Below are 17,888 nucleotides of genomic sequence, written 5' to 3'. Positions count from 1 at the left end.
CGTTGCTATATACTTGTCAAATGGCACGCCCACGTACCCGCGACTACGACGAGTTGCGCCGAGACCTCCTGGACGCCGCCGGACGGTTGCTCGCCCAGGAGGGCCCACAGATGCTCAGCACCCGACGCCTGGCCCAGGAGGTCGGCACCTCCACCAAAGCCGTCTATAACCTCTTCGGCGACAAGGCCGGCCTGCTGCGCGCGATGTTCCTGGAAGGATTCGAGCGGCTCGCCGACGAGTTCACCCGGGTGCCCGCCGACGGCGACCCGGAGGCCGGCCTGATGGCGCTCGGACTCGCCTACCGGGCCTCAGCCCTGGACAACCCGCATCTGTACCAGCTGATGTTCGGCCGCCCCATCGCCGACTTCCAGCCGGACCAAGCGACCCTGGACCAGATCCAAGGCACGTTCGACACGCTGGTACGGGCCGTCACGAGATGCGTCGACGCGGGCCGGTTCGCCCCCGCCGACCCCCGCGATATCGCCGTTCACCTCAACGCCTTGGTCCACGGCCTGGCCAGTCTTGAACTCCTCGGCTCGCTCGGCCCTCGCCCCCAGGCCGACCACCACTGGCATCTCGCCCTGGAGGCGGCTTTCCGCGGCCATCGCACCCCGGCCCCGTAGCCGGTCAGAGTCCAGCCGTGTGTCCCCATTCCTTCTGATCGGGGACGCACGGCTGGACTCTCCCATATGGGGAGACCCCACGCTGGGGGCATGGACGAGGAGCCGTTGCCGATCGGCCGGTTCGCCGGCGCCACTCACGTCGGCCCGTACGGCCAGATCGGGCCGACCGCGCATGCGCTGTTGTCCCGGTGCGCCGAGCGGCGCTGTCCCGTCCGCGGTCCGATCCGCGAGGCGTACGTGCCGGACCCGGCAACCACCCCACCCGATCGGCTGATCACCCACCTGATGATTCCTTTGGAGGAGCCATGACACCGCGATTGGTCCACTGCGGCCCCGTCGCCTGCCTCAACGTCACCGGCCTGGGCGAGCCCGGCGGCGCCGAGCACGTCTCGGCCATCGGCGCCCTGTACGCTGTGGCCTCCGCCATGGGCGGTCCGGCCGGCCCCCTGGAAGGCCGCTGGTGGGTGGAGGACACCACCCTGCCGCCACTGGAGGTGCCGCGCGACCGATGGCGCTGGCACCTGCTGCTGCCGCTGCCCGACACACCCGAACCCGGGACGGTCGAGACGGCATGTGAGCAGGCCCGCACGTCCGGCGCCGCCGCCGACCGCGTCCAACTGGTCATCTTCACCGAGGGCGAATGCGTGGAACTGCTCCACGAGGGGCCCTACAGCGAAGAGAAAGCGTCACTCGACGTGATGGAGGCGTTCATGGCCGAGCACGGCCTGGTACGCAACGGCCTGCACCACGAGATCTACCTGACCGACTTCACCGATCCCGAACCCAGGACCCTTCTCAGGCAGCCGGTGGCACGCATCGCCGGGTGATCGGCCCGCCGCCGGCGCCGAGAGCGGGTGAAGCCGCCAGAGCCCGGGCGTCGCCCCTTCACAGACCACCCGGCAGGCATCGAAGATGACGCGGCCAAAGGCCGTGCGGGTGTCTACGGCGGACCGGACCGCGGACCGTCCCGGGCCCCGGATGGCGGCGGGACCGCCTCCGGGCCCGGCCCGGGTCGCCGTAGGACCGCCCCGGGCGGATCCGGGCCCGGCCGCGAGGCCGACCGCGGACCCGGTCGCGAGACCGCCGCGGGGAAGCCCGCACCCCTGAACACCGCCGAACCGTCCATGGTGGAGTCGCACGGAATACAACCCTCTAATGCCATACAGTGGTTGCGAAGAGGTGATCGCCCCGATGAACGATCCTGCCGCCCTGGTCTGCGACTTCGTGAACACCTACGACGTCGAGAGCGGCGCCGACACGATCCCGTCCCCCGCGGCGCTGGCGGCCTGGCTCGCCGGGCGCGGGCTGGCCGCGCCGTCCGACACGGCCACCGCCGACGACCTCGCGCTGGCCGTCGCCCTGCGGGAGACCCTGCGCGAGGCGCTCCGCCGTAACCACGCCCCCCGCAACCGCGACGCCCACGGCCATGACGCCGGAGACCGTGACGACGCCCACGGCCGCGGCGACGCCCGCGACCGCGATGACCTCCACGGCGTCCGCGACGCCGATGCCCCCGGCGGCCCCGGCGGCCCCGGCGGGCCGGCGGACGATGACGTGCCCGGCGACGGATGGTCCGGCCCTCCGTCGCGGGTGCTCGCCGGGCTCCCGCTGCGGGTGGTCCTGACGGCCGGCGAACCGGCCCTGGAGCCGGTCGCGGAGGGGACGCCCGCAGGGCTGGCGCGGATCGCGGCGGCGGTGATGGCCGCGCACGCGGCCGGGATGTGGTCCAGACTGAAGGTGTGCACCGAGAGCACCTGCCAGTGGGCGTTCGTCGACTCCTCGAAGAACCGCTCGCGGTCCTGGTGCTCCATGAGGGTGTGCGGCAACCGTACAAAGACTCGGGCATATCGGGCACGACGTCAGGCGGAGACCGGATCGCGTCATCTACGAGCCGGATTCCCCGATACGGTGTAGGTGCCTGTCTCACGGATCACCGCGCCTGATGCCCGCTCGCGCGGCCGGAGAACCGCGAGGCAGCGCGTCCTGAGGCGACGGCACGGCAGCAAAGGAGCGGGCCGAGATGGCAGACGTAGGCGTGCGGGTGGCTCGGCACGATGATGTCGCCGCGGTGACGAGCACCCAGATTCGCGCCTGGAAATACGGCTACCGGGACTTCCTTCCCGAGGGGCCGCTCGAGCAGATGACCAACGCGGCGGCCGAGGCGATGTGGCGGCGCCAGTGGGACGAGGCGATCGTCAGCCCGCCGTCCTCCCGCCACCGGGTCCTGGTGGCGGTCGAGCAGGTCGTCCTCGACACCGACGCGTTCCCCGCGCTCGGCCCCGGCGGGATCGAGGCCGCCGCGGCGATGCGGGGCGCCGAGCGTGTGGTGGGCCTGGCCTCCCACGCCCCCGCCGAGGACCCCGACCTGAACCCGGACACCACGGCGGAGATGCTCAGCTTCCTGGTGGACCCCGACTACGTCCGGCGCGGGCACGGCAGCCGCCTGCTCAACGCGACGGTCGACTACCTCCGCGACGACGGCTACCACACCATCGTGACGTGGGTCTTCGCCGACAACCACCGGGTCCTCGGGTTCCTGGAATCGGCGGGGTGGGGTGAGGACGGGGCCGAGCGGGTCCTTAACATGGGGCGGCCGGTGCGGATGGTCCGCCTGGCCACCGACATCAGCTGAACGCCGGCGCGCGCCGGCCCGGGGCCGCGATGCGCCCGGGACCGGCCGCGGGCCGGTGACAACGCTCGAGAGGAACCCCGCAGCCCATGGCCACCCCGAGCCAGTGGATCGCCGGAGCACGTCCGCGCACCCTTCCCGCCGCCGTCGTCCCCGTCGCCGTCGGCACCGGCGTCGCGATCGGGGACGGCGGGGCGGTGTGGTGGCGCGCCCTGCTCGCCCTGTTCGTGGCGCTCGCCCTGCAGATCGGGGTGAACTACTCCAACGACTACAGCGACGGCGTGCGCGGCACCGACGACCAGCGGGTCGGGCCGATGCGCCTGGTCGGCTCGGGGGCGGCGGCGCCCCGCCAGGTCCTCGCCGCGGCCCTGGGCTGCTTCGCCGCCGCCGCGGTGGCGGGCCTGGCGCTGGTCGTGGTCACCCGGGCGTGGTGGCTGCTGGCGGTGGGCGCGCTGGCGATCGCTGCGGCCTGGTTCTACACCGGCGGCTCGCGGCCCTACGGCTACCGCGCGCTCGGCGAGCTGTCGGTGTTCGTGTTCTTCGGCCTGGTGGCGACGGCGGGCACGACGTTCGTCCAGCTCGAACGGCTCTCCTGGACCGCCCTGGCGGCCTCCGTGCCGGTCGGCCTGCTGGCCTGCGCGATGCTGGTGGTCAACAACCTGCGTGACATCACCACCGACGGTCCGGCGGGCAAGCGCACCATGGCCGTGCTGCTGGGCGACCACCGTACCCGCGTCCTCTACACCCTCTGCCTCGTCCTGCCGCTGGCCGTCGCGCTCGTCATGGCGGTGTGGCGGCCGTTCACGGCGCTGGCCATCCTGTCCGCGCCGCTGGCGATCGCCCCGGTGCTGTTCGTCGGGCGCGGCGCAACCGGCCCGGCCCTGATCGCCACACTCCAGCAGACGGGCCGTTTCCAGCTCGCCTTCGGCCTGCTGTTCACCGTCGGCCTCGCCCTCTGACAAGGGCCGCCGAGCCGGTCCGGCCCTCCGTACGGGCCCGGCCCGGCGGCCCCGGCGGCCACCGGTGATCCTCACGGTCCGGCCGGTGCGCCGGGGTTCAGGCGGCCAGCGGGCGGCGCATCACCACGCGGGGCGCGAGCTCGATGCCCAGCTCGCGCTCATGCGCCACCAGCGCGGCCATCTCCGGCCCCCACTCCGCGGGATCCAGTACGGCGAAGCCGCGCCGGGCGTACCAGGGCGCGTTCCACGGCACGTCCCGGAACGTCGTCAGCGTCACCGCCGACGCGCCGACCGAGGCCGCGTGGTCGCAGACCGCCTCCAGCAGCCGCCCCCCGATGCCGCGCCGCCCGTGATCCGGGTGGACGGCGAGCTGGTCGAGGTGGACGCCGCCGTCCACCCAGCCGATCATGGCGAAGCCGACCGGCGGTGTGCCGGCCACCAGGACCCGCGACGGGTCGCCGGTCTCCGCGATCGTCGTGGGGTCGGGCGGGAAGATGATGCCCACCGCGGCGAACATCCCGTCGGCGGCGGTCTCCACCGCGGCCAGCCCGGGCAGCTCCCCCGCCTCGGCCCAGCGCACCCCGCCCGGATCCGGGCGTCGATCTCCTGTCACGGGATCGGAGGATACCGGAGCATGCGCTTCCTCCCCAGGTGACCGGCATGCCGGGAAAGCCGCCGGAGGCCGATGACCCGGAGCATGGAAGGCCCGCCGGACAGCCGGGACGGGAGGACCGGTGGAGGTCCGCGGCGCGGTGTCCGGAGCCCCCGTCCGGTGGGCTCCGCCGGACGAACCTCCTCAGGGCCCGCCGGATACCGCCGGACGGGCCCAGGACGGTCTCTCAGAGGTCGAGCAGGTGCTCCAGGCCCACGGTGAGCCCCGGCGTCTCCCCCACCCGGCGCACGCCCAGCAGGACGCCGGGGGTGAACGACGAGCGGTTCATGGTGTCGTGGCGGATGGTGAGGGTCTCGCCGTCCCCGCCCAGCAGCACCTCCTGGTGGGCGATCAGCCCGGCCAGCCGTACGGCGTGGACGCGGACCCCGTCCACCTCGGCGCCGCGCGCGCCCTCCAGCTCGGCGCTGGTGGCGTCGGGCATCGGCCCGGCCCCGGCCTTGCGCCGCGCCTCGGCGACCAGCTCCGCCGTACGGCGGGCGGTGCCGGAGGGCGCGTCGGCCTTGTTCGGGTGATGCAGCTCGACGATCTCGACGGAGTCGAAGTAGCGGGCGGCCTGCTGGGCGAAGTGCATCATCAGCACGGCCGCGATGCCGAAGTTGGGGGCGATCAGCGCGTTGACGCCGGGGCTGGCATCGAGCCAGCCGCGCACGGTGGACAGCCGCCCGGCGTCGAAGCCGGTGGTGCCGACCACCGGGTGGACGCCGTGGGCGATGCACCATTCGAGGTTGCCCATGACGACGTCGGGGTGGGTGAAGTCCACCACCACGTCGCAGCCGGTGAGCCCCTCGATCGGGTCGCCCTTGTCGAGGGGGGCGACCAGCTCCAGGTCACCGGCGGCCTCGACGGCCTTGCACACTTCCCTGCCGACGCGTCCGCGCGCGCCCAGAACTCCAACCCTGATCACGGCCACAGGCTATACCGTCGGCCGTCCCGCCCCCTCGCGAGCACCGCCCGGCGCGGCGGAGGAGCGGCTCGGGCGCCGGACGGCCAGGACACGGGACGGCCAGGACACGGGACGGCCCCGGCGCTCGGGAGCGCCGGGGCCGTCCGTGATGCCGTGAGACCGTGACCTCGAAGCCGGTCAGCCGGTCAGAGCCGCGCTGAAGTCCTTGCCCTCGTAGGGCCCGATCACCGCGAGGGTCATCGGGCGGCTGAGGACGTCACGGGCGACGGCGGTGATCTCCTCGGGGGTGACCGCGTCGATCCGGGCGAGGATCTCGTCCACCGACAGGTGCTCGTCGAAGACCAGCTCGCCCTTGCCGATCCTGGACATCCGGGAGCCGGTGTCCTCCAGGCCCAGCACCAGGCCGCCGCGCATCTGCCCCTTGCCCCGGCCGATCTCCTCTGAGGAGATGCCCTCGGCGGTGACCCGCAGGAGCTCCTCGCGGCAGATCTTCAGCACCTCGTCGATCTTCGACGGCAGGCAGCCGACGTAGACGCCGAACTGGCCGGTGTCGGCGTAGGAGGAGGTGTAGGAGTACGCCGAGTAGGCGAGCCCCCGCTTCTCCCGGATCTCCTGGAACAGCCGCGACGACATGCCGCCGCCGAGCGCCGCGTTCAGCACGCCGAGCGCGAAGCGGCGGTCGTCGGTGCGGACCAGGCCGGTCGTGCCGAGGACCAGGTTGGCCTGCTCGGTCGGCCGGTGCAGCACCCGGACGCCGGAGTGCGACTCGACGCCGGGGCCCGAGACGCGCGGGGGGACCGGCGCGGCGTCGCCGCCGAGGGCTCCGGCCCGCTCGTAGGCGGCGGCGACCAGTTCGACGACCCGCTCGTGGGTGACGTTGCCCGCCACCGCCACGACGGTGTGCGTGGGCAGGTAGTGCCGTCGGTAGTACTCGGCGATCCGGTCGCGGTCGATGGCGTTGATCGACTCGACCGTGCCGAGGATCGGCCGCCCGACGGGCGTGTCACCGTACAGCTCCGCGGAGAACTGCTCGTGCACCACGTCCGACGGGTCGTCGTCGTGCATGGCGATCTCCTCGAGGATCACGCCACGCTCGGCCTCGACGTCCTCGGGGGTGATGACCGAGGAGGTGACCACGTCGGAGAGGACGTCGATCGCCACCCGCAGGTCCTCGTCGAGGACCCGCGCGTAGTAGCAGGTGTACTCCTTGGAGGTGAAGGCGTTGATCTCACCGCCGATGCCCTCGATCGCCGCGGAGATCTCCAGCGCGTCCCGCGTGGGGGTGCCCTTGAACAGCAGGTGCTCAAGGAAGTGGGAGGCCCCCATGTGCTCGGGGGTCTCGTCCCTCGATCCGATGCCGACCCACATGCCGACCGCGACGGAACGCACGGTCGGCATGGACTCGGTCACCACCCGGAGCCCACCGGGGAGGACGGTGCGCCGCACCACCCCGGCGCCGTCCTTGCCGGGGTGCAGAGTGGTCGTGATCACGAGTTGCGGTCTTCCCCCCCGCGGCCGCCGCCGCCGTTGCCGCTGCGGGTACGGGTACGGGTGCGGCGCGGCCGCTCCTCACCGGACTCGGCCGGGGCGGCGGACGCGACGGGAGCGGCGTCACCCGACTCCGGCGTGCCGGCCTCGCCCCTGGCCTCCGCCTCCCGCTCCACGACCTCGACCGGGACCAGGGACAGCTTGCCGCGCGAGTCGATCTCGGCGATCTCCACCTGGACCTTCTCGCCGACGTTCATGACGTCCTCGACGTTCTCGATGCGCTTGCCGCCGTGCAGCTTGCGGATCTGGGAGACGTGCAGCAGACCGTCCTTGCCCGGCATGAGGGAGATGAAGGCGCCGAAGGCGGCGATCTTGACGACCGTGCCCAGGTAGCGCTCCCCGACCTCCGGCATGTGCGGGTTGGCGATGGCGTTGATCGCCGACCGGGCCGCCTCGGCGGACGGGCCGTCGGTGGCGCCGATGTAGATCGTTCCGTCGTCCTCGATCGTGATCTCGGCGCCGGTGTCGTCCTGGATCTGGTTGATCATCTTGCCCTTCGGGCCGATGACCTCGCCGATCTTGTCGACCGGGACCTTGATCGTGATGATGCGCGGCGCGGTGGCGTTCATCTCCGCCGGGGAGTCGATCGCCTCCTGCATCACGTCGATGATGGCCAGACGCGCACCCTTGGCCTGCTTCAGCGCGGCGCCCAGGATCGAGGCGGGGATGCCGTCGAGCTTGGTGTCGAGCTGCAGCGCGGTGATGACGTCCTTGGTGCCGGCGACCTTGAAGTCCATGTCGCCCATGGCGTCCTCGGCCCCGAGGATGTCGGTCAGCGTGACGTACTGGTCGCCCTCGTTGATCAGGCCCATCGCGATGCCGGCGACGATGCCCTTGAGCGGGACGCCCGCGTCGAGCAGCGCCATCGTCGAGGCGCAGACCGAGCCCATGGAGGTCGAGCCGTTGGAGCCGAGCGCCTCGGAGACCTGGCGGATCGCGTAGGGGAACTCCTCGCGGGCCGGCAGGACCGGGATGAGCGCCCGCTCGGCGAGCGCGCCGTGGCCGATCTCGCGGCGCTTGGGCGAGCCCACCCGGCCGGTCTCGCCGGTGGAGTAGGGCGGGAAGTTGTAGTTGTGCATGTAGCGCTTGGTGCGCTCGGGGTTGAGCGTGTCGATCATCTGCTCCATGCGGAGCATGTTCAGCGTCGTGATGCCCATGATCTGGGTCTCGCCGCGCTCGAACAGGGCCGAGCCGTGCACCCGGGGCACGACGTGGACCTCGGCGTTGAGCTGGCGGATGTCCTTGACCCCACGGCCGTCGATGCGGACGCCCTCGTTGATGACCCGCTCGCGCATGAGCTTCTTGGTCACCGTGCGGAAGGCCGCGGAGATCTCCTTCTCGCGACCCTCGAAGTCGGCGCCCAGCTTCTCCAGCGCCAGGGCCTTGACGCGGTCGAGCTCGGCCTCGCGCTCCTGCTTGCCGGCGATGGTCAGCGCCGCGGCGAGCTCGCTGCGGATCGCGGTGGTCACCGCCTCCAGGACGTCGTCCTGGTAGTCGAGGAACAGCGGGTACTCGGCGGTCTCCTTCGCGGCGACCTTGGCGATCCTGGCCTGCGCGTCGCACAGCACCTTGATGAACGGCTTGGCCGCCTCGAGGCCCTGCGCCACGGTCTCCTCGGTCGGCGCGACGGCGCCGTCGGCGACGAGCTTGAGCGTGTCACGGGTGGACTCGGCCTCGACCATCATGATCGCGACGTCGCCGTCGTCCAGGACGCGGCCGGCGACCACCATGTCGAAGGTGGCGCGCTCCAGCTCCGGGTGGGTCGGGAACCCGACCCACTGGCCGTCGATCAGCGCGACGCGGACGCCGCCGATCGGGCCGGAGAAGGGCAGCCCGGCGAGCTGGGTGGACAGGGACGCGGCGTTGATCGCGACCACGTCGTACAGGTGGTCGGGGTGCAGCGCCAGGATGGTCGCCACGACCTGGATCTCGTTGCGCAGGCCCTTGACGAACGACGGGCGCAGCGGCCGGTCGATCAGGCGGCAGGTGAGGATGGCGTCCTCGGAGGGACGGCCCTCACGGCGGAAGAAGGAGCCGGGGATGCGGCCCGCGGCGTACATCCGCTCCTCGACGTCGACCGTCAGCGGGAAGAAGTCGAGGTTCTCCTTGGGATGCTTCGAGGCGGTGGTGGCCGAAAGGACCATCGTCTCGTCGTCGAGATAGACGACGGCGGAACCCGCCGCCTGGCGCGCCAGGCGCCCGGTCTCGAACCGGACGGTACGCGTGCCGAATGAGCCGTTGTCGATGACGGCTTCGCTGTTGTGGACACCCTCCACGGGGGACCTCCTTGTGGGATCGGTCGCCCGCGCCCGGTCAGGCACGCGTGTCGCGCCTGACCTCCTTTTGCCGGCCTCCCCGTGGTGCAGCGCCGGTCTTCGATCGAAGCGCCCGGTTCCGTACGGCTCTCGCCGTGATGACCGGGGGCCACTACCGAGGACCGGCCCTCCCACGCCGTGGGGCGCGCTTGCTGGCGGACGCGGGGCAGTTGTCTCGGCTGTTCAGTTTTGCGCATCGGACCGGTGCTCCTGTGGCGCGACGCGCCGGGCACCTTCCGATGTGGCCGGGGAGCGGCGCGTCGCGCCGCTCCCCGATCATTCTATCGCCGCAGGCCGAGCCGCTCGATGAGCGAACGGTAACGCTCGATGTCCTTGCTGGCGAGGTACTTGAGCAGACGGCGACGACGACCGACGAGCAGCAGCAGGCCGCGGCGGCTGTGGTGGTCGTGCTTGTGCACCTTCAGGTGCTCGGTGAGCTCGCTGATGCGCTTGCTGAGCAGCGCGATCTGCACCTCGGGGGAACCTGTGTCGGTCTCGCCCTTGGCGTACTCACCGATGATCTGCTTCTTTGCTGCGGTGTCGAGCGACACGTGTCTCCTTGAACCTCTACGGGCACGCGGGATCTCAGATGCCCGAGCGACCGTGCGTGCCTACAGTCGCCGTGGCGGCGTCAGCACCGGCGTGGCGGCGTCGCCGACCTCGCCAATTACAGAACTGACATGCCAGATTACCACCCGGCTCCAAGGTCTCGCACATCCGGTGCCGCGTACCCCGCGCGTCCGCCGTACTCCCGCGGACCGCTTTCACGCGGGCGGGAGCCCGGGAGACGGCTCAGAAGGAGCCGGGAGGGGTCCAGGTGCCGGTGAGGAGACGCGCCCGGTCGACGTCGGCGCGCATCTGCCCGATGAGCGCCTCGACCGAGTCGAACCTGAGGTTGTCGCGGAGCCGCGGCCCGAAGTCGACGGCCACGTGGGCGCCGTACAGCTCCAGGTCGTCGCGGTCGAGCGCGTACGCCTCGACGGTGCGGGGCACGCCCTCGAAGGTCGGGTTGGTGCCCACGGAGATCGCGGCGGGCCAGCGCTCGCCGTCGTAGGCGACGGGGAGGTTGCCGTTGGGGACGCACTGCAGCCAGCCGGCGTAGACGCCGTCCGCGGGGATCGCGGTGAAGGCGGGCGACTCGACGTTGGCCGTGGGGAAGCCGAGCTGCCGGCCCCGCTGGTAACCGCGGACCACCACGCCCTCGACCCGGTGCGGGCGGCCGAGCGCCACCGCGACGGCCTCGGTGTCGCCGGCGGCCAGCCCGTCCCGGATGAGGGTGGAGGAGATGATCTCCCCGTCGCTCACCAGCGGGACGGCCTCGGCCACGAAGTCGTACTTCTCGCCGAGCGTCTGCAGCGTCTCGATGTCACCGGCGGCCTTGTGGCCGAACCGGAAGTTCTCCCCGACCACGACGCCGCCGGCGTGCAGCCGGTCGACCAGGATGGTCTGCACGAACTCGTCCGGGCTCATCCGGGAGAACTCCAGGGTGAACGGCAGCACGCAGACCGCGTCCACGCCGAGCGCGGCCAGCAGCTCGGTGCGGTGCCGGGGCGTCGTCAGCCTCAACGGGTGCGTGCCCGGCCGCACCACCTCCTCCGGGTGGGGGTCGAAGGTGACCACGACCGAGGACATGCCGAGCTCGTGGGCCATCTCCACGGCGCGGGCCACCATCTTCTGGTGACCGCGGTGAACCCCGTCGAAGACGCCGATCGTGATGACGGACCTGCCCCAGTCCCCGGGCACGTCTTCCAATCCGTGCCAGCCTCGCACCGCAGCCTCTTCCCTCGTACCGGATCGACTTCCTAAAGCCTGCCACGTCCCGGGGGCTTTCCCGCAATCGGGGAGGCCGACGGAGATGACAGGTCACCTTACCCCGGACGCGGGAGCCGCCCTTCCGGGCACCGCCCCCGGAACCGGGACGCGCCGCCCTCAGGGCACGAAGACCGCCAGCGACCTGGTGAACCCGCCGCGCTCCTCGACCAGCGCCAGGAGCGTGCCGTCCGGGCCGAACACCCCGATCGGCCCCTCGCCGGCCCCCAGGGCGGGAAGCCGCCCGCCGTGCCCGACGACGGCCGCCTCCTCGGCGGTCACGTCCCGCCTCGGGAAGGCCGCCGCCACCGCCTCGGCCATCGGGGTGATCACGCAGTCCGCGGCGAGCTGCTCGATGGTCCGGGCCGTCGCCAGGCCGTAGGGGCCGACCCGGGTGCGGCGCAGGAACGTCAGGTGTCCCCCGGTGCCCAGCGCGGCGCCCAGGTCGCGGGCCAGGGCCCGGATGTAGGTGCCGCTGGAGCAGGTCACCGAGGCGTCGACGTCGACGACGTCGCCCTCGCGGCGGACGGCGGTGACCTCGAAGGCCGAAACGGTGACCGGCCGTCCGCTCAGTTCCACCTCCTCCCCCGCCCGGGCCCGCTTGTAGGCCCGCTCGCCGTTCACCTTGATGGCGCTGACCTGCGGCGGGACCTGCGTGATCCGGCCGGTCAGCGCGGCGACGCCCTTGGCGATCTCCTCGTCGGAGATGTGCGCGGCGGACGCCGTGGCGGTGACCTCGCCCTCCGCGTCGTCGGTGTTGGTGGACGCCCCGAGCCTGATCGTGGCGTCGTAGCCCTTCTCGGTGAGCGCGAGGTGCCCCAGCAGCCGGGTGGCCTTCTCCACGCCGACCACCAGCACCCCGGTGGCCATCGGGTCCAGCGTGCCGGCGTGTCCCACCCGGCGGGTGCCGGCGATGCCGCGGAGCTTGCCGACGACGTCGTGGGAGGTCCATCCGGCAGGCTTGTCCACCACGATCAGCCCGCTCGGCGGCGGGGTGCGCTTGGCGCGAGCCGTACTCATGTCGGGGTCGTCCTTCTGCGAGAGCCTCTGCGGGAGCTTCGGCGGGGTCCTTCCGGGCGCGGGTTCCTCCGGGCCGGGATTCTTACCGGCGGGGATTCCTCCGGGTCCGGTCTCTCCGGGTACGGGTTCCGGTGCGAGTTCTCGGTGCGGGTTCCGATGCGGTCCCTCCGGGCACGGGTTCCTCAGGCGGTGCGGGGTTCCTCAGGCGGCGCGGCGCAGCAGCGCGCGGAAGGCGGCCATCGTCTGCTCGACGGGCTGGTGGGAGGTGAAGCCCGCCGCCTTGGCGTGCCCTCCGCCGCCCAGAGTGGCGCAGACGCGGGAGAGGTCGATCCCGCCCTTGGAGCGGGTGGAGACCTGCCAGGCTCCCTCGTCGTCCTCCTTGAGGATCACCGCCACGTCCGCGTCGTCGGTGCGGCGGACCACGTCGATGATGCCCTCCACCTCGTGGTACGGCAGGCCGTATGCCTCCCGGTCGTCGTGGGTGACGTACGTCCAGACCAGACCCAGGCCGTCGCCCGCCTCCGGTTCCAGGACCACCCGCTCCAGGGCGAGGCCGAGCACCCGGAGGTAGCCGAACGGGGAGCGGTCCCACAGCTCCCGGGCGATCTCCTCGGGGTTCAGGCCGGTGGCGATGAGCCGCCCGGCCATGGCGTGCACCTCGGAGGTGGTCGAGGAGTGCCGGAACGACCCGGTGTCGGTGACCAGCCCGGCGTAGAGGCAGGTCGCGATGTCCCGGTCGACCGGCAGGCCGAGCCGCCGGATCAGCTCCTCGGCGAGCACAGCGGTGGCCGCCGCGCCGGGGTCGACCAGGTTGAGCGTGCCGAAGTCGGTGTTGGACGGGTGGTGGTCGACCACCACCAGTTCGCGCGCCTTGCCCGCGACGCGGGCCAGCTCACCCAGCCGGTCGGGGATGGGCGCGTCGAAGGAGATCATCAGCTCGGGGGCGGCGGGGTAGTCGTCGGGGTCGACGAGGAGATCCTGGCCCGGCAGGAAACGCAGCAGCCGGGGCACCGTGAAGCCGCGCTCCCCGAAGGAGGCCACGACCCGCTTGCCCACCGCCCGCAGCGCCAGCCCGACCGCCAGGGTCGAGCCGAGCGCGTCGCCGTCCGGGGAGATGTGGCAGGCCAGCGCGACCTCCTCCGCGGAGGAGATCAGCTCGACGGCCCGGTCCCAGTCACGACCGGGAACCGGGCCCTCGTCACGCGGCTGCGGCGTCACGTCGCCGAGCGTCCCGCGCGCTCGGACGGCTCGTCCTCGGCCTCGCCGGCCTCGTCCACGCCGTCCCTGTCCTCGGGCTTGCGGTAGGGGTCGGCCTCACCGGCGTGCCTCGCGCTCTCCGCCCGCCTGGCGATCTCGGCGTCCCTGGCCTTCGCCTCGGCGAACAGGCCGTCGAGGTGCCGGGCGTTGTCGGGGAGGGGGTCGTGGGTGAACAGCAGCGTCGGCGTGTGCCGCAGCCCGGTCTGGCGGCCCACCTCCGAGCGGATGAGCCCCTTGGCGCTCTCCAGAGCCGCCGCCGAGTCGGCCCGCTCGGCCTCGGAGCCGAACACGGTGTAGAACACCGTCGCCTCACTCAGGTCGTTGGTGACCCGCGTGTCGGTCACCGTCACGAAACCCAGCCGAGGGTCCTTGATCCGGCGCTCCAGCATCTCGGCGACGATCTGCTGGATCCGGTCGGCGATCTTACGTGCGCGCCCTGCGTCCATGTTCGCTCTCCCCCCTTCTCACAGTACGGCCGGGCGCAAGCGGGGGGCGGCCGGCCGTCTGCGGCTAGTCCTCGTTGTCGTTGTAGAGCCGCTGCCTGGCCGACAGCAACTCGATCTCCGGATGGAACGCGACCAGGCGCTCGCAGTCGTCCATGACCGCGCCGCAGTTCGCGGCGGTCGCCGAGACGACCGCGATCCCGATCTCCGTACGGCGGTGCAGGTCCAGATGGCCGGTCTCGGCGACGGCCACACCCGGGAACCGTCGCTGCACCTCGGCGATGATGGGTCGCACCACGGAGCGCTTCTGCTTCAGCGAGCGGACGTCGCCGAGCAGGATGTCCAGTGTGAGGGCACCTACATACATGTCGGATCACGCCACGAACGTCGTCGTGCCGCCGGCGGGAGCGGGACCGCCCGCCGGCCGGTGGCCCTCGCCCACGAGGGGCGGGGCCTTCCGGCCGACGGGCGGCCCGTCACCGGACCGGGACATCAGACGCGCGGCTTCTCCCGCATCTCGAACGTCTCGATGACGTCGTCGATCTTGATGTCGTTGTAGCCGACTCCGATACCGCACTCGAAGCCCTCGCGGACCTCGGTCGCGTCGTCCTTGAACCGGCGCAGCGAGGAGACCGTGAGGTTGTCGGAGATGACGACCCCGTTGCGGATGAGCCTCGCCTTGCTGTTCCGGACGATCGTGCCCGAGCGGACCAGCGTACCGGCGATGTTGCCGATCTTCGGCACCTTGAAGACCTCGCGGACTTCGGCGGTGCCCATCTGGACCTCTTCGAACTCGGGCTTGAGCATGCCCTTGAGGGCCGCCTCGATCTCCTCGATCGCCTGGTAGATGACCGAGTAGTAGCGGATGTCGACGCCCTCGCGCTCGGCCAGGTCGCGCGCCCGGACCTCCGGACGCACGTTGAAGCCGATGATGACGGCGTTGTCGTCGGCGACGGCCAGGTTGACGTCGTACTCCGTGATGGCGCCGACGGCGCGGTGGAGCACCCGCAGGCGCACCTCGTCACCGACGTCGATCTTGAGCAGGGCGTCCTCGAGAGCCTCGACCGAACCGGAGACGTCACCCTTGATGATGAGCTTGAGCTCGTCGACCTGGCCCTTCTCCATCTCGCTGAAGAGCTCTTCGAGGGTGCGGCGACGGCCGGACCTGGCCATGTCCGCGGTGCGCTTGCGCGCCGCCCGCTGCTGGGCGATCTGACGCGCCATGCGGTCGTCGGTGACGACGATGAAGTTGTCACCGGCGCCCGGCACCGCGGTCAGGCCGAGGACCTGGACCGGACGCGACGGACCGGCCTCGTCGATCGACATGCCGTTGTCGTCGAGCATCGCCCGGACGCGGCCGAAGGCCTCGCCACAGACGATCGAGTCGCCGACGTGGAGCGTGCCGCGCTGGACCAGCACGGTCGCGACCGGGCCGCGGCCCCTGTCGAGGTGCGCCTCGATGGCGACGCCCTGGGCGTCCATCGCGTCGTTGGCCCGCAGGTCGAGCTCGGCGTCCGCGGTGAGCAGGATGGCCTCGAGCAGGTTGTCGATGCCGGTCCCGTTCTTGGCGGAGATGTCGACGAACAGCGTGCTGCCGCCGTACTCCTCGGCCACCAGGCCGTACTCGGTGAGCTGGGCACGGACCTTGTTGGGGTCGGCGCCCTCCTTGTCGACCTTGTTGACCGCGACCACGACCGGAACCTCGGCCGCCTGGGCGTGGTTCAGCGCCTCGATGGTCTGCGGCTTCACACCGTCGTCGGCCGCGACCACCAGGACGGCGATGTCGGTGACCTTGGCACCGCGGGCACGCATGGCGGTGAACGCCTCGTGACCCGGGGTGTCGATGAAGGTGATCCTCCGGTCTTCGCCCTCGTGCTCGGCGGAGATCTGGTAGGCGCCGATGTGCTGGGTGATGCCACCGGCCTCCCGCGCCACCTCGTTGGTGTGCCGGATCGCGTCGAGCAGCTTGGTCTTACCGTGGTCGACGTGACCCATGACGGTCACCACCGGCGGACGCGCGACCAGGTCGCCCTCGTCGCCCTCGTCCTCGCCGAACTCGATGTCGAAGGACTCGAGGAGCTCGCGGTCCTCCTCCTCCGGGCTGACCACGAGCAGGTTGTAGTCCAGCTCGGCGGCCAGGAGCTGCAGCGTCTCCTCGTTGACCGACTGCGTGGCGGTCACCATCTCGCCCAGGTGCAGCATGATCTGCACCAGGGACGCCGGGTTCGCGCCGATCTTGTCGGCGAAGTCCGCCAGGGAGGCGCCGCGCGACAGCCGGATCGTCTGGCCGTTGCCGCGCTGGACCTGCACGCCGCCGATCGCCGGGGCCTGCATGTTGTCGAACTCCTGGCGCCTCTGGCGCTTGGACTTGCGACCGCGGGTCGGGCGTCCGCCCGGACGGCCGAAGGCGCCCGCCGTGCCGCCACCGCGGCCACGGCCACCGCCGCCACCGGGACGGCCGGCGAAACCGCCGCCACCGCCACCGGGACCGCCGGTGCCGACGCCGGGACGGCCACCGCCGCCACCGGGACGACCGGCGAAACCGCCGCCGCCCGGACGGCCACCGCCGCCACCGGGACGGCCCGCACCGCCACCGGGACGGCCACCGCCGCCACCGGGACGACCGGCACCGCCGCCGCCGGGACCGGCGGGCCGGCCCTGGGGCATCATCATCGGGCTGGGACGCGGACCGCCGGGACGCGGGCCGGCGACACCGCCGCCGCCACCCGGGCGCGGACCACCCGCGCCGGGGCCCGGACGGGGACCGGCGGCGCCGGCCGGGCCGGGGCGGGGCCCCGGACGCGGTCCGGCGCCGTCACGCTGCCCCTGCTCGCGGGGACCGCCGTCACGCGGGCCCGGACGCGGGCCGCGGTCGCCCGGACCGCCGTCACGGCCACCGGGACGCGGCGGACGGGCCTGGCCCATGCCGCTGGCGTTCGAGGAGAACGGGTTGTTGCCGGGACGCGGGCCACGCGGGCCCGGACGCGGGCCGGGCTTGGGACCGCCGGCGCCGGCGCCGGCGCCGGAACGCGGAGCCGAGGGTGCGCCGCCGGGACCGCCGGTGGGGCGGCCCTCCGGACGCGCGGCCTCGGGACGCGGGCCCTGGCTGGGACGCGGACCCGGACGCGGACCCGGCCGGGGGCCGGACGCCGGACGCGTGGCCTCGGGCCGGGGCGCCTCGAACCGCGGCGGCTGGACCGCCGAGGGCGGAGGCTGCTGCTGCTGAGGCTGGGAGACCTGCGGGGCCTCCGGAGCCTGCGGCGCCTCAGCCGCGGGGGCCGCGGGACGGGCCACGGGGCCGGGCCGCGGACCCGGCTTGGGAACGGGTCCCGGCCTGGGACCCGAGGATCGCGGCGCCGCGGGGGCGCCGGTTCCGGCCTGGCCATCGGCCGGCCGGGGTGCCGCCTGCGGCGGCCTGGACGGCCTGTTGCCGCCCCTGTCGGACGACCCCTTGACGGGACCGCCCAAAGCTTCGGTGAGCCGACGGACCACCGGCGCCTCGATGGTCGAGGACGCCGAACGCACGAACTCGCCCATCTCCTGGAGCTTGGCCATGACGACCTTGCTCTCAACGCCGAACTCCTTGGCGAGCTCGTATACCCGGACCTTCGCCACTGCACTCCCTTACTCGGCCCGGGAGGCACAGCCGCCGGACCGTCGTTACGTAGACGTACTCATCGCCGCATGCTCATCAGGCGCTCATAGCTA

Annotated in this window: 17 protein-coding genes; 6 read left to right on the top strand and 11 right to left on the bottom strand. The window is 72.4% G+C overall.

Annotated features, from left to right (window positions below; genetic code table 11):
- The first annotated feature begins 20 nt into the window (after positions 1–20).
- The 6 genes from ACZ6W9_RS12305 to ACZ6W9_RS12280 all read left to right on the top strand — a co-directional run bounded on the left by ACZ6W9_RS12305 (position 21) and on the right by ACZ6W9_RS12280 (position 4,211).
- Entirely contained in the window at positions 21–623 is a 603-nt protein-coding gene (locus ACZ6W9_RS12305) for a TetR/AcrR family transcriptional regulator (RefSeq protein ID WP_470117685.1), read from the top strand.
- A gap of 66 nt (positions 624–689) precedes the next feature.
- Entirely contained in the window at positions 690–932 is a 243-nt protein-coding gene (locus tag ACZ6W9_RS12300; RefSeq protein WP_389955954.1) for a GyrI-like domain-containing protein, read from the top strand.
- Positions 929–1,450, top strand: coding sequence for a GyrI-like domain-containing protein (locus ACZ6W9_RS12295; protein WP_389955958.1), 522 nt, complete (start codon positions 929–931; stop codon positions 1,448–1,450). Before ACZ6W9_RS12300 ends, ACZ6W9_RS12295 begins: the two co-directional genes overlap by 4 nt.
- Before the next feature lie 364 nt (positions 1,451–1,814).
- On the top strand, positions 1,815–2,537 hold the full coding sequence (locus ACZ6W9_RS12290) for a CGNR zinc finger domain-containing protein (RefSeq protein ID WP_470117683.1): 723 nt from the start codon (positions 1,815–1,817) through the stop codon (positions 2,535–2,537).
- 106 nt (positions 2,538–2,643) lie between these two features.
- Positions 2,644–3,255: a GNAT family N-acetyltransferase gene (locus ACZ6W9_RS12285; RefSeq protein WP_362928171.1), complete on the top strand. Its 612-nt coding sequence runs from the start codon at positions 2,644–2,646 to the stop codon at positions 3,253–3,255.
- 86 nt (positions 3,256–3,341) lie between these two features.
- Positions 3,342–4,211, top strand: a complete 870-nt coding sequence (locus ACZ6W9_RS12280) for a 1,4-dihydroxy-2-naphthoate polyprenyltransferase (RefSeq protein WP_389955964.1) — start codon at positions 3,342–3,344, stop codon at positions 4,209–4,211.
- A gap of 97 nt (positions 4,212–4,308) precedes the next feature.
- Here the strand turns inward: ACZ6W9_RS12280 and ACZ6W9_RS12275 are convergent, their stop codons facing one another.
- The 11 genes from ACZ6W9_RS12275 to infB all read right to left on the bottom strand — a co-directional run bounded on the left by ACZ6W9_RS12275 (position 4,309) and on the right by infB (position 17,795).
- Complete coding sequence (locus ACZ6W9_RS12275; protein ID WP_470117681.1) at positions 4,309–4,824, bottom strand: GNAT family N-acetyltransferase; 516 nt, start codon at positions 4,822–4,824, stop codon at positions 4,309–4,311.
- Positions 4,825–5,050: 226 nt separating this feature from the next.
- Positions 5,051–5,788, bottom strand: coding sequence for a 4-hydroxy-tetrahydrodipicolinate reductase (gene dapB / locus ACZ6W9_RS12270; RefSeq protein WP_362928165.1), 738 nt, complete (start codon positions 5,786–5,788; stop codon positions 5,051–5,053).
- Positions 5,789–5,965: 177 nt separating this feature from the next.
- A complete protein-coding gene (locus ACZ6W9_RS12265) occupies positions 5,966–7,276 on the bottom strand; it encodes a M16 family metallopeptidase (RefSeq protein ID WP_389956344.1) in 1,311 nt (436 codons plus the stop codon).
- Positions 7,276–9,612, bottom strand: a complete 2,337-nt coding sequence (locus tag ACZ6W9_RS12260; RefSeq protein ID WP_389955969.1) for a polyribonucleotide nucleotidyltransferase — start codon at positions 9,610–9,612, stop codon at positions 7,276–7,278. The genes ACZ6W9_RS12265 and ACZ6W9_RS12260 overlap by 1 nt, the downstream gene beginning before the upstream one ends.
- Before the next feature lie 320 nt (positions 9,613–9,932).
- Positions 9,933–10,202 carry a 30S ribosomal protein S15 gene (rpsO, locus tag ACZ6W9_RS12255; protein ID WP_179818888.1) on the bottom strand — a complete coding sequence of 90 codons (270 nt, stop codon included), beginning with the start codon at positions 10,200–10,202 and terminating at the stop codon, positions 9,933–9,935.
- A gap of 241 nt (positions 10,203–10,443) precedes the next feature.
- Positions 10,444–11,421 (bottom strand): bifunctional riboflavin kinase/FAD synthetase, encoded by a 978-nt coding sequence (locus ACZ6W9_RS12250; RefSeq protein WP_470117678.1) that lies wholly within the window; start codon positions 11,419–11,421, stop codon positions 10,444–10,446.
- 159 nt (positions 11,422–11,580) lie between these two features.
- Positions 11,581–12,480 (bottom strand): tRNA pseudouridine(55) synthase TruB, encoded by a 900-nt coding sequence (truB, locus tag ACZ6W9_RS12245; RefSeq protein WP_362928159.1) that lies wholly within the window; start codon positions 12,478–12,480, stop codon positions 11,581–11,583.
- 201 nt (positions 12,481–12,681) lie between these two features.
- Positions 12,682–13,698, bottom strand: coding sequence for a DHH family phosphoesterase (locus ACZ6W9_RS12240; RefSeq protein WP_470117676.1), 1,017 nt, complete (start codon positions 13,696–13,698; stop codon positions 12,682–12,684).
- Positions 13,695–14,183: a 30S ribosome-binding factor RbfA gene (rbfA, locus tag ACZ6W9_RS12235; RefSeq protein ID WP_389955981.1), complete on the bottom strand. Its 489-nt coding sequence runs from the start codon at positions 14,181–14,183 to the stop codon at positions 13,695–13,697. The genes ACZ6W9_RS12240 and rbfA overlap by 4 nt, the downstream gene beginning before the upstream one ends.
- Positions 14,184–14,247: 64 nt before the next feature.
- Positions 14,248–14,547, bottom strand: a complete 300-nt coding sequence (locus tag ACZ6W9_RS12230) for a DUF503 domain-containing protein (protein ID WP_179818894.1) — start codon at positions 14,545–14,547, stop codon at positions 14,248–14,250.
- 125 nt (positions 14,548–14,672) lie between these two features.
- Positions 14,673–17,795, bottom strand: coding sequence for a translation initiation factor IF-2 (gene infB / locus ACZ6W9_RS12225; RefSeq protein WP_389955984.1), 3,123 nt, complete (start codon positions 17,793–17,795; stop codon positions 14,673–14,675).
- Between the last annotated feature and the right edge of the window lie 93 nt (positions 17,796–17,888).

This window comes from Streptosporangium sp. NPDC053982, assembly GCF_055585205.1.
The sequence above is the reverse complement of the archived record's forward strand: the minus strand, read 5'-3'. Positions and strand labels throughout refer to the sequence as shown.

Excerpts from the sequence above, each read along its gene's own strand:
- ACZ6W9_RS12285 (WP_362928171.1), top strand. The coding sequence starts at position 2,644 with ATGGCAGACGTAGGCGTGCGGGTGGCTCGGCACGATGATGTCGCCGCG.
- ACZ6W9_RS12230 (WP_179818894.1), bottom strand. The coding sequence starts at position 14,547 with ATGTATGTAGGTGCCCTCACACTGGACATCCTGCTCGGCGACGTCCGC.
- ACZ6W9_RS12305 (WP_470117685.1), top strand. The coding sequence starts at position 21 with ATGGCACGCCCACGTACCCGCGACTACGACGAGTTGCGCCGAGACCTC.
- truB (WP_362928159.1), bottom strand. The coding sequence starts at position 12,480 with ATGAGTACGGCTCGCGCCAAGCGCACCCCGCCGCCGAGCGGGCTGATC.
- rbfA (WP_389955981.1), bottom strand. The coding sequence starts at position 14,183 with ATGGACGCAGGGCGCGCACGTAAGATCGCCGACCGGATCCAGCAGATC.
- ACZ6W9_RS12295 (WP_389955958.1), top strand. The coding sequence starts at position 929 with ATGACACCGCGATTGGTCCACTGCGGCCCCGTCGCCTGCCTCAACGTC.
- ACZ6W9_RS12300 (WP_389955954.1), top strand. The coding sequence starts at position 690 with ATGGGGAGACCCCACGCTGGGGGCATGGACGAGGAGCCGTTGCCGATC.
- ACZ6W9_RS12280 (WP_389955964.1), top strand. The coding sequence starts at position 3,342 with ATGGCCACCCCGAGCCAGTGGATCGCCGGAGCACGTCCGCGCACCCTT.
- ACZ6W9_RS12290 (WP_470117683.1), top strand. The coding sequence starts at position 1,815 with ATGAACGATCCTGCCGCCCTGGTCTGCGACTTCGTGAACACCTACGAC.